This window comes from Escherichia sp. 10290 (genome assembly GCF_030295155.1).
GTDB lineage: Bacteria > Pseudomonadota > Gammaproteobacteria > Enterobacterales > Enterobacteriaceae > Escherichia > Escherichia coli_F.
In genome coordinates, this window is record NZ_AP025741.1 from 2,230,947 (window position 1) to 2,244,373 (window position 13,427).

Annotated in this window: 14 protein-coding genes; 3 read left to right on the top strand and 11 right to left on the bottom strand. The window is 48.7% G+C overall.

Annotation, left to right across the window (positions count from 1 at the left end; genetic code table 11):
• Window positions 1–7 precede the first annotated feature (7 nt).
• The 3 genes from QUE74_RS11305 to fumD all read right to left on the bottom strand — a co-directional run bounded on the left by QUE74_RS11305 (window position 8) and on the right by fumD (window position 3,422).
• Entirely contained in the window at window positions 8–2,110 is a 2,103-nt protein-coding gene (locus QUE74_RS11305; RefSeq protein ID WP_001273562.1) for an aldehyde ferredoxin oxidoreductase, read from the bottom strand.
• 20 nt (window positions 2,111–2,130) lie between these two features.
• Window positions 2,131–2,757, bottom strand: coding sequence for a ferredoxin-like protein (locus tag QUE74_RS11310; RefSeq protein WP_001070227.1), 627 nt, complete (start codon window positions 2,755–2,757; stop codon window positions 2,131–2,133).
• Between the two features lie 455 nt (window positions 2,758–3,212).
• On the bottom strand, window positions 3,213–3,422 hold the full coding sequence (fumD, locus tag QUE74_RS11315) for a fumarate hydratase FumD (RefSeq protein ID WP_000528342.1): 210 nt from the start codon (window positions 3,420–3,422) through the stop codon (window positions 3,213–3,215).
• 354 nt (window positions 3,423–3,776) lie between these two features.
• On the opposite strand from fumD, the gene ynhH reads away from it, so the two are divergent.
• The 3 genes from ynhH (at window position 3,777) to lpp (ending at window position 5,938) form a co-directional block, all read left to right on the top strand.
• Window positions 3,777–3,971 (top strand): protein YnhH, encoded by a 195-nt coding sequence (gene ynhH / locus QUE74_RS11320; RefSeq protein ID WP_244591676.1) that lies wholly within the window; start codon window positions 3,777–3,779, stop codon window positions 3,969–3,971.
• A gap of 7 nt (window positions 3,972–3,978) precedes the next feature.
• Window positions 3,979–5,391, top strand: a complete 1,413-nt coding sequence (pykF, locus tag QUE74_RS11325; RefSeq protein ID WP_000751442.1) for a pyruvate kinase PykF — start codon at window positions 3,979–3,981, stop codon at window positions 5,389–5,391.
• 310 nt (window positions 5,392–5,701) lie between these two features.
• The gene (lpp, locus tag QUE74_RS11330) at window positions 5,702–5,938 is read left to right on the top strand and encodes a murein lipoprotein Lpp (protein WP_000648420.1); all 237 of its coding nucleotides are present in this window, start codon (window positions 5,702–5,704) and stop codon (window positions 5,936–5,938) included.
• Between the two features lie 62 nt (window positions 5,939–6,000).
• Here lpp and ldtE read toward each other — a convergent pair whose 3' ends face one another.
• The 8 genes from ldtE to QUE74_RS11370 all read right to left on the bottom strand — a co-directional run bounded on the left by ldtE (window position 6,001) and on the right by QUE74_RS11370 (window position 13,403).
• Window positions 6,001–7,005, bottom strand: a complete 1,005-nt coding sequence (gene ldtE / locus QUE74_RS11335; RefSeq protein ID WP_000817100.1) for a L,D-transpeptidase LdtE — start codon at window positions 7,003–7,005, stop codon at window positions 6,001–6,003.
• 148 nt (window positions 7,006–7,153) lie between these two features.
• Window positions 7,154–7,570, bottom strand: a complete 417-nt coding sequence (gene sufE / locus QUE74_RS11340; RefSeq protein ID WP_000279734.1) for a cysteine desulfuration protein SufE — start codon at window positions 7,568–7,570, stop codon at window positions 7,154–7,156.
• A 12-nt stretch (window positions 7,571–7,582) separates the two neighbouring features.
• The gene (gene sufS / locus QUE74_RS11345) at window positions 7,583–8,803 is read right to left on the bottom strand and encodes a cysteine desulfurase SufS (protein WP_000144553.1); all 1,221 of its coding nucleotides are present in this window, start codon (window positions 8,801–8,803) and stop codon (window positions 7,583–7,585) included.
• A complete protein-coding gene (gene sufD / locus QUE74_RS11350) occupies window positions 8,800–10,071 on the bottom strand; it encodes a Fe-S cluster assembly protein SufD (protein WP_000907975.1) in 1,272 nt (423 codons plus the stop codon). The genes sufS and sufD overlap by 4 nt, the downstream gene beginning before the upstream one ends.
• On the bottom strand, window positions 10,046–10,792 hold the full coding sequence (gene sufC / locus QUE74_RS11355) for a Fe-S cluster assembly ATPase SufC (RefSeq protein WP_000948889.1): 747 nt from the start codon (window positions 10,790–10,792) through the stop codon (window positions 10,046–10,048). The genes sufD and sufC overlap by 26 nt, the downstream gene beginning before the upstream one ends.
• A gap of 9 nt (window positions 10,793–10,801) precedes the next feature.
• The gene (sufB, locus tag QUE74_RS11360; RefSeq protein ID WP_001354702.1) at window positions 10,802–12,289 is read right to left on the bottom strand and encodes a Fe-S cluster assembly protein SufB; all 1,488 of its coding nucleotides are present in this window, start codon (window positions 12,287–12,289) and stop codon (window positions 10,802–10,804) included.
• A gap of 8 nt (window positions 12,290–12,297) precedes the next feature.
• Window positions 12,298–12,666, bottom strand: a complete 369-nt coding sequence (sufA, locus tag QUE74_RS11365) for a Fe-S cluster assembly scaffold SufA (RefSeq protein ID WP_000367171.1) — start codon at window positions 12,664–12,666, stop codon at window positions 12,298–12,300.
• Window positions 12,667–13,214: 548 nt separating this feature from the next.
• Window positions 13,215–13,403, bottom strand: coding sequence for a YdiH family protein (locus QUE74_RS11370; protein WP_001296104.1), 189 nt, complete (start codon window positions 13,401–13,403; stop codon window positions 13,215–13,217).
• Between the last annotated feature and the right edge of the window lie 24 nt (window positions 13,404–13,427).

Below are 13,427 nucleotides of genomic sequence, written 5' to 3' on the forward strand. Positions count from 1 at the left end.
CCATTCCTTACGCAGGCAGTAGATTGTGTGCTGCCAGATCGGCGGCAATATCTTCCAGCCCCAGACGCTGCAATGTTTCGCGGGTCGGACAACCAAGCTGTGGGTCCCAGCCCATTTCTTTGTAGAACATCGTGAGCGAAGCATGCATATCGTCACGATCCATTTTGTCAGTACCTTCAGTAAAGACCGGGATCTGCGGATCCTTGTCGAATACCCAGGAACAGATAAGATCGTGTTCATTACGCATATCTTTGGTTTGCATCAGTTTTACCGTGTAGGCGCGATGCAACGTAAAGATACGCTCTGCAGCTAAATCTAATTTTTCCTGAGTCATATCTTCGCCAGTGATCGCTTTGAAGAATTTGGCTTCAAGCGCCAGATCGCCCCGATAATTACGGCTTTTCAGCGGCGAAACGGTCATTGGCCAGACCCAGTTGCACAGGGTGACGGTGTTATGCAAACAGACCCGCAATAGCGACCACTTAGCATATTTAATTTTTGCGTCATTGATTGGCGTGTAGTTTTTGGTTTCATCGTAAGCATCTTCAGAACCAAAAAGCTCTTTCGCCACTTCACGTTGCAGTTTCAATGGCAAACCGGAACCAATGAAGTTGATATGGGTATGCGTCATGCAGTCACGGTTGAACATACAGTTAACAATGGAGCCGACCTGCGCTGACGCTTCATTGGCGTGGTGAACTGGATAGCCAAACGGCGACCAGAGTTTATTTTTCGCGTAGCCCCAGTACTCTTCACCCAAATTCCAGCGTTCTGCGATAGCATATGAACCATCAGCCAGGTGACTCAGCTCACCCACACGATGCGCCAGACGGTAGTAAAAATCTTTAATGAAGTTAACGTCACCCGCTTCCAGTTGATCCCAGCGAATTTCCGCATACTCTTCAGCAGGCAGAACACGCTTGAACACCCCTTTGCTGTAACAATAGGTAAAGTCGCGATGCAGCTGACCATAGTTACACCATAGGCCGTAGTCATCGAACAGATTCAAACCAACCAGGTTACCAATCACACGACCATCGTCTTTATCTTCAAAATCTTTCGGACCGTTCGGGAAGATGGTGGTATGGACAAAGTTTGCAACACAAGTGTTACCACCTGTGCTGGGCACGCCAAACTCTTTCACCCGAGGAATATTCATTTGGGTCATACAACGGATCGGGCAAGAGTGGCAGCCGCTCATTTTTACTGTGTATTTCTCTGCCGCCGGACCTAAGTCAAAAACGGATTTATAGGTACGAAAGCCGACCGTGTTCTGATTGCCTGGCGGAATTTCCCCCGTTTCAATCGGACCACCTTCAGCCGCGCCCCAAAACAGCCCTTTACGTGCTGTCCAACGTGATTTGGGATCTGAGTACTCTGCCCACGATTGCGGCGTACTTGGCACGACATGGTTGTTATTCGCACCGATAAGTTCAGTCATCATGTAATCGTTGAGACGCTTCATCTCCTGACGATCGGCAATGTTGACCCCTTTCGTCCCTTCAACCGCAATCGCTTTCAGGTTTTTCGAACCCATTATTGCGCCAGTTCCCGCACCACCGCTGTGGTTACGGCTATTCAACATGCCAGAGAGAGGTACAAGGTTTTCCCCAGCCTGACCAATAGCCGCCACACAGGTTTCAGGGCTGGTCAATCGACAAATCTCTTCCGTAGTTGCGCGCGTCCCTTTTCCCCATAAGAAATCGGCTTTTTCCAGGCTAACTTTGTCATCTTTAATATTCAGCCATACCGGTGATTTCGCTTTCCCTTCGATAATAATGACGTCGTATCCAGCGAATTTCATTTGCGCTGCAAAAAAGCCCCCCATATGGGCATCGACGACTAAATTTCCTTTGGTAAAAGTAGAAAGTGAGGTGATATTTACGCGAGAACTGCAGGGGGCACCAGATCCAGTTAATGGGCCGGTAGCAAAGACTAATTTATTCGCTTCATCGAAAGGTTTCGTGCCTGGCGGTACTTCGTCATACATAATTTTGTAGCCGAAGCCCATACCACCGACAAAACTTTTAAACTTACTGGAATCTTCGAGGGTAATATTTCCTGTCGTGAGATTGACTCTTAATATATTACCTGTCCAACCGTTAGCCATGATTTTTTCCTTTGCAAGATTCACACAGTAATATCTTTCCACTCGATAATTTTTAACGCCCCTGTTGGGCAGGCGTTTGCGCATTCACCGCATAACACACATTTCGAGGATTTTTTACTTTCGGTATTTACGGTGGCCATCATCCACGGGCATGCCGTCGTACAGGCGCTACAACCAATACAACGTTTATGATCGACGGTAATACAGCCTTCTTCCTGTTGCCAGGTAATCGCACCAATCGGGCAGACATTCATGCATTGCGGTTCTTTGCATTGACGGCAGGTGTCCGCGGTATAGTTGAGATCGCCATACAGGCCGCCACCAGAGCCAACCCCGTTATCGCCAAAGAAATAATTGCGATGGATTTTGATACGGGAGAAGAATGTCCCTACTGAGCCATCGTTGAAGTTGGTACAAGAGATTTCACAGCGGTGGCAACCCGTGCATCGCGCACGTTGGGTCACCAGCACCCCTTTGGGTGTATTTATCAACCCTACTGTGCCGCTATCAATATCTTCCTGTTTGCAACCCAAAAGTGACAGTAACGCAGGGGCAATTGTTAGACCAGCAAGGCCTTTTCCTGATATACGCAAGAATTCTAATCGCGTTAAGCCAATATCTAATAGTGGACGATCAACCGGGTTCATTTATTTCGCATCCTCTTCGCAAACACAGTGCTGACAATTCAGCAGCCTGATATTAAGCATTCAACTAATACGCTGCTGACTCTGTCCCCAACACCAGATATTTTCCCTAACCCGATAGTGTATGAGAAAAGATTTAACGCTGATAAACTAATCCTTTATGGTTAGGAGGAAAAATAATGTGATTATTCTGAGCTCTTAACATTGATCGTTATCAATTAAAATCACAAAGCAAGAAATTATAAGTGAACTGATATTTATTATCATTTAAAATAAATTTAACTTAAGCGACAATTATTTGTGACTTTCATTACAGAAAATAAAAATAACATTAGCGCTATAAATTAAAATACATACCGAAATTTGTATAATTTCAGCAGTTGTTATTTAGAATGATTAACTGGACTGCAACTGAACTAAGAATATCAGGATGAAGCTTACCGCCTCATCCTGAATGGTCATTTAACCAGTGCGTTAATGACGGTTTCCATCGCCTGCTTTTCCAGCTCACTGCGCTGAATGCGTTTATTGGCTAATGCTGTACGTAATACGCCTGCGATAACAATATGCTTTGGTTCCTGCCCCAGATCGCGCATTTCCAGCACAACTTTACCGACAACTCTGCACATTTCTCGGTACAGTTCATCCTCTTTTGTCCGGTTTCCCATTCTTTATACCTATTTATCATGCCAACTATCAGCATATATCAATCTAACCAATTAAACAAAAACCAAAGAAAATCATACAAATAACGCGATAAATTATTTTAACTGAAGCAATTTAGCGATGATGTATTTGTACACCTAATGAATTTTCACTCGTCCTCACACTGACAAATCTGACTCCAGACGTTGCGCAAACAGCGAAGTTTTTGCGTAACGTTTTCCCTGGAACGTTAAATCTTTGATAACAATTTATTGTCTAACGAGTTGTATATTTTTTGAAACGCTGTTTTTGTTTTCCTTTTGGATTAATTTCAGCGTATAATGCGCGCCAATTGACTCTTGAATGGTTTCAGCACTTTGGACTGTAGAACTCAACGACTCAAAAACAGGCACTCACGTTGGGCTGAGACACAAGCACACATTCCTCTGCACGCTTTTTCGATGTCACCTATCCTTAGAGCGAGGCACCACCACTTTCGTAATACCGAATTCGCTTTCCGGCAGTGCGCCCAGAAAGCAAGTTTCTCCCATCCTTCTCAACTTAAAGACTAAGACTGTCATGAAAAAGACCAAAATTGTTTGCACCATCGGACCGAAAACCGAATCTGAAGAGATGTTAGCTAAAATGCTGGACGCTGGCATGAACGTTATGCGTCTGAACTTCTCTCATGGTGACTATGCAGAACACGGTCAGCGCATTCAGAATCTGCGCAACGTGATGAGCAAAACCGGTAAAACCGCCGCTATCCTGCTTGATACCAAAGGTCCGGAAATCCGCACCATGAAACTGGAAGGCGGTAACGACGTTTCTCTGAAAGCGGGTCAGACCTTTACTTTCACCACTGATAAATCTGTTATCGGCAACAGCGAAATGGTTGCGGTAACGTATGAAGGTTTCACTACTGACCTGTCTGTTGGCAACACCGTACTGGTTGACGATGGTCTGATCGGTATGGAAGTTACCGCCATTGAAGGTAACAAAGTTATCTGTAAAGTGCTGAACAACGGCGACCTGGGCGAAAACAAAGGTGTGAACCTGCCGGGTGTTTCTATTGCCCTGCCAGCACTGGCTGAAAAAGACAAACAAGACCTGATCTTCGGTTGCGAACAAGGCGTAGACTTTGTTGCTGCTTCCTTTATTCGTAAGCGTTCTGACGTTATCGAAATCCGTGAACATCTGAAAGCACACGGTGGTGAAAACATCCAAATCATCTCCAAAATCGAAAACCAGGAAGGCCTCAACAACTTCGACGAAATCCTCGAAGCCTCTGACGGCATCATGGTTGCGCGTGGCGACCTGGGTGTAGAAATCCCGGTAGAAGAAGTTATCTTCGCCCAGAAGATGATGATCGAAAAATGTATCCGTGCACGTAAAGTCGTTATCACTGCGACCCAGATGCTCGATTCAATGATCAAAAACCCACGCCCGACTCGCGCAGAAGCCGGTGACGTTGCGAACGCCATCCTCGACGGTACTGACGCAGTAATGCTGTCTGGTGAATCCGCAAAAGGTAAATACCCGTTGGAAGCAGTTTCTATCATGGCGACCATCTGCGAACGTACCGACCGCGTTATGAACAGCCGTCTCGAGTTCAACAATGACAACCGTAAACTGCGCATTACCGAAGCAGTATGCCGTGGCGCGGTTGAAACTGCTGAAAAACTGGATGCTCCGCTGATCGTGGTTGCTACCCAGGGCGGTAAATCTGCTCGTGCAGTACGTAAATACTTCCCGGATGCCACCATCCTGGCACTGACCACCAACGAAAAAACGGCTCATCAGTTGGTACTGAGCAAAGGCGTTGTGCCGCAGTTGGTTAAAGAAATCACTTCTACTGATGATTTCTACCGTCTGGGTAAAGAACTGGCTCTGCAGAGCGGTCTGGCACACAAAGGTGACGTCGTAGTTATGGTTTCTGGTGCACTGGTACCGAGCGGCACTACTAACACCGCATCTGTTCACGTCCTGTAATATTGCTTTTGTGAATTAATTTGTATATCGAAGCGCCCTGATGGGCGCTTTTTTTATTTAATCGATAACCAGAAGCAATAAAAAATCAAATCGGATTTCACTATATAATCCCACTTTATCTAAGATGAATCCGATGGAAGCATCCTGTTTTCTCTCAATTTTTTTATCTAAAACCCAGCGTTCGATGCTTCTTTGAGCGAACGATCAAAAATAAGTGCCTTCCCATAAAAAAAATATTCTCAACATAAAAAACTTTGTGTAATACTTGTAACGCTACATGGAGATTAACTCAATCTAGAGGGTATTAATAATGAAAGCTACTAAACTGGTACTGGGCGCGGTAATCCTGGGTTCTACTCTGCTGGCAGGTTGCTCCAGCAACGCTAAAATCGATCAGCTGTCTTCTGACGTTCAGACTCTGAACGCTAAAGTTGACCAGCTGAGCAACGACGTGAACGCAATGCGTTCCGACGTTCAGGCTGCTAAAGATGACGCAGCTCGTGCTAACCAGCGTCTGGACAACATGGCTACTAAATACCGCAAGTAATAGTACCTGTGAAGTGAAAAATGGCGCACATTGTGCGCCATTTTTTTGCCTGCCATTTACCGCTACTGCGTCGCGCGTAACATATTCCCTTGCTCTGGTTCACCATTCTGCGCTGAATCTACTGAAGGCGCATTGCTGGCTACAGGCGTTGCGCCAGTGCTCACGGCAACTGGATACCCTGCCCGACGATACAACGCTTTATCGACTAACTTCTGGTCTACAGCCTTATTATCTTTAAATTGCGTGAAGCCTGCTGGCAGTGTGTAAGGCATTGTCTGAACGTTCTGCTGTTCTTCTGCTGATAGTGGTCGATGCACTTCCACATAACGCATCCCGTTAGGCTCCACAGAATATTTCACCGGTTCGTTGATCACTTTCACCGGCGTTCCCGTCCGCACGCTGGAGAACAAGGCTTTAATATCCGGTGCATTCATGCGAATACACCCTGAACTGACGCGCAAACCGACGCTGTCCGGCGCACTGGTGCCATGAATGAGGTATTCGCCATTACCATGCGCGAGGCGCAGTGCGTAACGTCCTAGCGGGTTATTTGGCCCGGCAGGAACGACGGGCGGTAATTTAATGCCACGCTCCAGCGAACGCTGACGAATGCCCGCCGTTGGCGTCCAGGTTGGATTAGGGATTTTCTGTCCCACACGCGTTTCCATCACCGGCGTTTCCAGCCCCTGCAAACCAATACCTATCGGATAGACCTGCACGATATTTTCTCCCGGCGGATAATAATAAAGGCGCAGCTCTGCAAGGTTAACGATAATCCCCTGACGCGGCGCATCAGGCAATAACAGTTGCGAAGGAATAGTTATCGTCGTACCAGGTTTTGGCACCGGGGCGATAGTGTTATTGGCTTCAAGTATCAACATTGCCGCAGTATCAAAACGTCGGGCGATGGCCTGAAGGTTTTTATCCCCTTCTTGCACCGTATACGTTTGATTTTGCCCAACCAGTCGGCTTCCGGTTGGTGGTAGCGGATAATCAACCGCCCAGGCAGCCTGAATGGCGCTAAAAGCGCCGATAAGCGTGAGTGTAAGCAAAGACGCGCGTTTCATTGTAAACCTCCTGTATTTGCCGGAGACTCACGCTGAAACGTCGGATGGCGCTTATGTTCACCTGAAACCAAAACACTCCTGTGCAGGCCAGTGTAAACATTGACCACCCGGCAATGTGAGCCAACCGGATGAAAGCTGTCCCTTTAGTTTAGCTAAGTGCAGCGGCTTTGGCGCGAATTGCGCGAATCATCGCTTCCAGACCTTGTGAACGAGATGGGGTGAGATGTTGGGTGAGCGCCATTTTTTCAAACCACGGACGCACATCGAAATTGACAATATCCTGCGGCGTCATCTGATCGTAGAGTATAAAGACCACCGCAATAAGCCCTTTCACAATCGCCGCATCGCTGTCGCCCTGCAATTCAATAATTCCCTGCGCATTCTGGCGCATGACAATCCACACCTGACTCTGGCAGCCCTGAATGCTATTTTGTGGGCTTCTGTCTTCGTCGCGTAATTCTGGCAGACGTTGGCCCAGCTCAATAATGTAGAGATATTTCTCTTCCCAATTGGCGCAGCGTAAAAAATTACGCAGCAATTTTTCTTTATCCGGCAATACAGCCATAGTGCCTCCCTGTTATCCCAGCAGACGGTGAATACGTTGCAGGCCGGTCACCAGACGATCCACTTCTTCATGGGTGTTATACATAGCCAGCGACGCCCGACACATGGCAGGAACGTTGTAATAGGCCATTAATGGCATAGCGCAGTGATGGCCGGTACGCACAGCAATGCCGTAATTATCGAGAAAACTGCCAACATCATAGGCGTGGTGTTTACCAAGATTAAAAGCAATAACGCCAAGTCTGTTCTGGGGACCATAGAGAGTGAGATCCGGTACAGATTCCAGCTGTGACAGCGCGTAATGCATCAGATTCTGTTCATACTCGGCTATGTTATTAAGCCCCAGCCCCGAAACATACTCGAGTGCCGCGCCAAGACCAATGATACCTCCGGTATTGGGTGTACCGGCTTCAAACCGCCACGGTGCTTTAGTCCAGGTAGTGCCTTCACTCAGGCTTACGGTGGCGATCATAGAACCGCCCCCTTCCCACGGCGGCATCTCCTGCAACAAGGCTTCTTTGACATAAAGAATGCCAATTCCAGTGGGGCCATACAGTTTATGCCCGGAGAACACGTAAAAATCGCAATCCAGCGCCTGAACGTCCACCGGATGATGCATCACCGCCTGAGCGCCATCCACCAGTACTTTTGCGCCATGTTGGTGTGCAAGGGTGATCATCTCGGCCAGCGGATTTTCTGTCCCAAGCACGTTGGAGACATGGGTAATTGCCAGCAGGCGAGTTTTCTCATCGAACAGATTAGGCAGTATCTCCAGCTGCAACGTACCGTCGGGGTTGAGAGGAATCACACGCAGCTCTGCACCCACTCGCGCGCAAAGCATTTGCCAGGGAACAATGTTAGCGTGGTGCTCCATCTGGCTGATGATGATGTTATCGCCCGCTCGCACGTTGCTGTTGCCCCAGCTATTGGCGACCAGGTTAATGCCTTCCGTGGTGCCGCGGACAAACACCAATTCTTCCGCGGAACGGGCATTGATAAACAGCGAAGCACGCTTGCGCACGTTCTCCATTTTCTCGGTCGCCTGGGCGCTTAAGGTATGAATACCGCGATGCACCGCCGCGTAGCCATGACGATAAAACTCGGCCTCGGCGTCAATCACCTGGCTTGGTTTCTGCGCACTGGCGGCGCTGTCGAGATAAGCCAGCGGCAAACCGTTTACCTCACGAGAAAGCACCGGAAAGTCGGCCCGCACTTTGTCGACGGAAAAAGTCATCTTGCACCTCCTGGCAGTCGTTGACCGATTCGGGCCAGCACCTGCTGTTTAAGCCCCTCATCACGCAGTGCTTCCGTCAGTTCGGCAGCAAAGGCGTAAATGATCATCTGCTGGGCATCCTGCTGATTGATCCCACGCGAGCGCAGATAGAACATCTGTTCATCATCAATACGCCCCACCGTCGCGCCGTGGCTGCATTTCACATCATCTGCATAGATTTCCAGCTGCGGTTTCGTATCCACTTCTGCCAGTTTGCCCATCAGCAGATTATTGTTGGTCATCTGACCATCCGTTTTGATGGCGTGCTGCGCGACGTTGATCAAACCGTTAAATACCGCGCGGCCTTTATCGCTGACGATAGTTTTGTGCAACTGTCGGCTGTTACAAAAACCTTTATTGTGTTCCAGCCAGGTACGGGTATCACACACCTCGTTTTTCACCGGCATCACCAGACTATTGATCCGCAGCGTGCTGTTTTCGCCATTGAGTTGCGTACTGGTGTTGTGTCGTAACACTGCGCCACCAAGCAGGAAACTGTGGCTAAATGCGGTAGCATCGTCAGCCAGCAACAAATCGTTATGGGCAAAGTGGTGACTGACCGGGTTTTCAAACGCCAGCTTGATATGCTGCAAGTGGGCGTTCGCTGCGACATTGATGGTAAAGCGCGCTCCGGTGAAATGACGAGCATCATTAAGGCTGACAAAATGTTCGATCACCGTCGCTTCGGCACCTTCCGCCAGATCCAGATGATGTCGGTAATGGGCAGTGTTCACCTCTTCACCTGCCACGCCCTGGGTAATATGCATTAACAGCAATGGCTTTGCCGGTCGTTGACCGCGCTTCACGGCGATATGCGTCACGCTTTGCGCCAGGCTTTCCGTCAAATGCAGAAACACTTCCGTCTGAATAGCGTCGGGTAACCCCTGGCGGTCATCGTTAATGCTCACTTCATATCCGCTGCCTTCAGTTGCATCGCTCAGCGCGGGCACGTAACGTCCATCGACAAACACCAGCCGCACGGCGTCTAACGTTAACGCTAAGGCATCACGCTGCTGTGGGGATATCTCCCCCGCAATACTGACAAACTGGCTATTGGTCAGCCCTTCCAGCGGCGTATATTTCCAGTTTTCATGTTTACGTGTCGGCAGTCCGGTACGCAGCAATTGTTGTAAATGCTGCTGTGCTTGCGGGGAGCGTTTTGCACCCTCGGCTTCAAACAAGTGATGCCACTGTTGCAGCGCGTTACTGCTGTTCGGTAAGCCAGCCATAACCCTGCTCCTCCAGTTGTTTGACCAACGTGAAATCGCCGGATTTCACAATTCGTCCCTGATACAGCACATGGACGTAATCAGGCTTGATGTAGTCGAGAATGCGTTGGTAGTGCGTAACAATGATGAATGAACGCTTGCCGTCACGCAGCGAGTTCACGCCATCGGCAACCACTTTTAATGCGTCAATATCCAGCCCGGAGTCCGACTCATCAAGAATGCATAACTCCGGTTCCAACACCGCCATTTGCAAAATATCGTTGCGCTTTTTCTCGCCGCCGGAAAAACCAACGTTTACCGAACGCGTTAATAAATCTTCCGGCATTTTCAGAAGAGCGATTTTCTCTTCCATCAAATCCTGAAAATCAAAGCGGTCGAGCGTTTCCTGGCCGCGATAGCTGCGTACCGCATTAAGTGCCGTTTGCAGGAAAAACTGGTTACTGACGCCGGGTATTTCCACCGGATACTGGAAGGCCATAAAGATGCCTTCGCCTGCACGTTCTTCCGGCGACAGCGCAAGCAAATCTTTGCCTTTAAACTCAACCGTGCCAGCCGTCACTTCATAATCTTCGCGTCCGGCAAGCGTTGCCGATAAGGTACTTTTCCCCGAACCATTGGGTCCCATAATGGCGTGAACTTCGCCGGGACGAACGTCGAGGCTTAATCCGCGCAGGATAGTTTTATCTTCCACGCTGACGTGTAAATCTTTAATACTTAACATGTTTATTCCTTATCCGACGCTGTGTTCAAGACTGATGGCGAGGAGTTTTTGTGCTTCAACGGCAAATTCCAGCGGCAGTTCTGAGAACACGTCTTTGCAGAAACCGTTAACAATCATCGAGATGGCGTCTTCTTCGCTGATCCCGCGTTGCAGGCAGTAAAACAGTTGATCTTCACCAATACGTGATGTCGTTGCCTCGTGCTCCAGTTGCGCGCTGTTATTGCGACATTCGACATACGGGAAAGTATGCGCCCCACAATTAGCGCCTATCAGCATTGAGTCGCACTGGGTGAAGTTACGTGCATTGGTTGCCGTCGGCATGATTTTCACTAAGCCGCGATAACTGTTCTGGCTGTGTCCGGCAGAGATCCCTTTCGAGATAATGGTCGATTTGGTGTTTTTACCGATGTGGATCATCTTGGTGCCGGTATCCGCTTGCTGATGACCGCTGGTCAGTGCCACCGAGTAAAACTCACCAATGGAGTTATCGCCGCGCAAAATGCAGCTGGGATATTTCCACGTAATCGCTGACCCGGTTTCTGATTGCGTCCATGACATTTTGCTGTTTTCGCCTTCGCACAAAGCACGCTTGGTGACGAAATTGAGAATACCGCCGGTGTTGTTATCGCCAGGGAACCAGTTTTGTACCGTGGAATATTTCACCTCGGCGTTTTTATGGATGATGACTTCCACCACCGCCGCGTGTAACTGATAGCTGTCACGCACCGGAGCGGAACAGCCTTCAATGTAGCTGACGTAGCTGTCTTCGTCGGCCACCAGAATGGTGCGCTCAAACTGTCCGGTTTTTTCCGCGTTAATGCGAAAATAGGTGGAGAGTTCCATCGGGCAGCGCACGCCTTTAGGCACATAAATAAATGTACCGTCAGAGGCCACCGCCGCATTAAGCGCGGCAAAGAAGTTGTCATTCCCCGGCACCACGGTGCCGAGATATTTCCGCACCAGTTCCGGGTGATCGTGGATCGCCTCGCCAAAGGAACAGAAAATAATTCCCTGCTCCGCCAGTTTTTCACGATAAGTGGTGGCAACCGAAACAGAGTCGAAAATGGCATCCACTGCCACTTCTTTGCCTTCCCGTACGGGAACGCCCAACTGCTCAAACGCCGCCTCCACCTCTTTACTTAAAAAGGCGTTCGCGCCAGTTTGCTGCACCGCGCCGGGTTCCGACGCGCAAGTGTCGTCACAATTACCGCACGATGGTGCTGAGTAGTAGCTGTATTCCTGATAATTCAGCTTGTCGTAGTGCGCTTTCAGCCAGTGCGGCTCTTCCATCTCCAGCCATGCGCGATAAGCTTTGAGACGAAACTCCAGCATCCACTCCGGCTCATTACGCTTCGCCGATATTGCGCGCACCACCTCTTCGTTTATCCCCTTTGCCAGCTCATCAGTGGCTAACTGGGTGAAGAATCCTTCTTTATAATTCAGCGGGCCGCCGGTCCAGGTTTTGACATCGTCAGTTGCTTCAGTATTACGAGACATAGTACCGCCTATACCCCAAAGCTTTCGCCACAGCCACATTCATTCTGGGCTTTCGGGTTGTGAAATTTGAATATCTGATTAAGTCCTTCACGAACGAAATCGACTTCCGTGCCATCAATAAACGGCATCGCTTGCAGCGGGACAAACAGCTTCGCGCCGTCATGTTCAAACAGCAGATCGTCTTTGTCTGGCTCGCTAACACTGTCGAGCACATAGCCAAATCCCGCGCAGCCCGTTTGCTTCACGCCTAAGCGCACGCCGACCATACCTGGTTGCTTTGCCACCAGCTCACGGATGTGGACAGCGGCTGCGGGTGTCAGCGTTAAGCCCTGCCAGGCGAAATCCTGTGGATTAAAGGTTCCTGAATGCATGTCCATCGATTTACCTCACTTCATCGCTTTCAGCGTATAACAGCATGTTAGTGATAATGATTATCAGTTCAACCCAGCAAACGCAGGGGCTTTACCGTAAAACATGCTTTTTGCCTGCTTTTAATAAGCATAGACCCTGATGTGTGGGTTAACAGGCACGCTAAGAATTAGGTATCTCATTGTTAGATAATGATTATTATCTAAGGAGCATTAAGGCTGAGATGAAAAAGAAAAAGTTGTATTGAAAATGACTATTTAAGAGATAGGTAAAAAAGTGCAGCGTTCAGAAATAAGAAAACCCTTAAGTCTGTGCATCACAGGCTTAAGGGTTTCTACCCCATCCGGCGCTTATCTCCGGCACTCACAGTGGCTTAGCTCTTGAAGGGGCGATAAGAATAGTCTCATAAAGCTAAGCCGCTGTTTTAGCACAAACTGCGATTTGTATTATTTTTGAACGTTATCAGGCGGGTAGAAAAGCAGTATTAAGAAGGCCCTCGAACCTGGACGAAGATTAATCCAGGCCGATTTGGCGAACTCGCGGCATTACGTCAGGATCAATGCACGCCCAAACGCCAGGCAAAGTAGATTTCTTCTTTTAATTCAGCAGAAGAGAGAGTAAGCAAGTCAGCGAATTCAAGTTCTAGTTGTTTCAGACGTTTGAGATATTGGGCAGGTGAAAGATTGCTCTGGTCACGACGTAAAAATTCAATGGCCAGCTGGGTGGGATCAAGTTGAGTAGACATAGCATCCTCGCTTTTAGACAAGAC

Bases quoted from the DNA above. Each gene is read 5' to 3' on its own strand.
- sufC (WP_000948889.1), bottom strand. From the start codon at position 10,792: ATGTTAAGTATTAAAGATTTACACGTCAGCGTGGAAGATAAAACTATC.
- sufS (WP_000144553.1), bottom strand. From the start codon at position 8,803: ATGACTTTTTCCGTCGACAAAGTGCGGGCCGACTTTCCGGTGCTTTCT.
- QUE74_RS11370 (WP_001296104.1), bottom strand. From the start codon at position 13,403: ATGTCTACTCAACTTGATCCCACCCAGCTGGCCATTGAATTTTTACGT.
- sufA (WP_000367171.1), bottom strand. From the start codon at position 12,666: ATGGACATGCATTCAGGAACCTTTAATCCACAGGATTTCGCCTGGCAG.
- sufD (WP_000907975.1), bottom strand. From the start codon at position 10,071: ATGGCTGGCTTACCGAACAGCAGTAACGCGCTGCAACAGTGGCATCAC.
- lpp (WP_000648420.1), top strand. From the start codon at position 5,702: ATGAAAGCTACTAAACTGGTACTGGGCGCGGTAATCCTGGGTTCTACT.
- pykF (WP_000751442.1), top strand. From the start codon at position 3,979: ATGAAAAAGACCAAAATTGTTTGCACCATCGGACCGAAAACCGAATCT.
- ldtE (WP_000817100.1), bottom strand. From the start codon at position 7,005: ATGAAACGCGCGTCTTTGCTTACACTCACGCTTATCGGCGCTTTTAGC.
- QUE74_RS11310 (WP_001070227.1), bottom strand. From the start codon at position 2,757: ATGAACCCGGTTGATCGTCCACTATTAGATATTGGCTTAACGCGATTA.
- QUE74_RS11305 (WP_001273562.1), bottom strand. From the start codon at position 2,110: ATGGCTAACGGTTGGACAGGTAATATATTAAGAGTCAATCTCACGACA.
- sufB (WP_001354702.1), bottom strand. From the start codon at position 12,289: ATGTCTCGTAATACTGAAGCAACTGACGATGTCAAAACCTGGACCGGC.
- sufE (WP_000279734.1), bottom strand. From the start codon at position 7,570: ATGGCTGTATTGCCGGATAAAGAAAAATTGCTGCGTAATTTTTTACGC.
- fumD (WP_000528342.1), bottom strand. From the start codon at position 3,422: ATGGGAAACCGGACAAAAGAGGATGAACTGTACCGAGAAATGTGCAGA.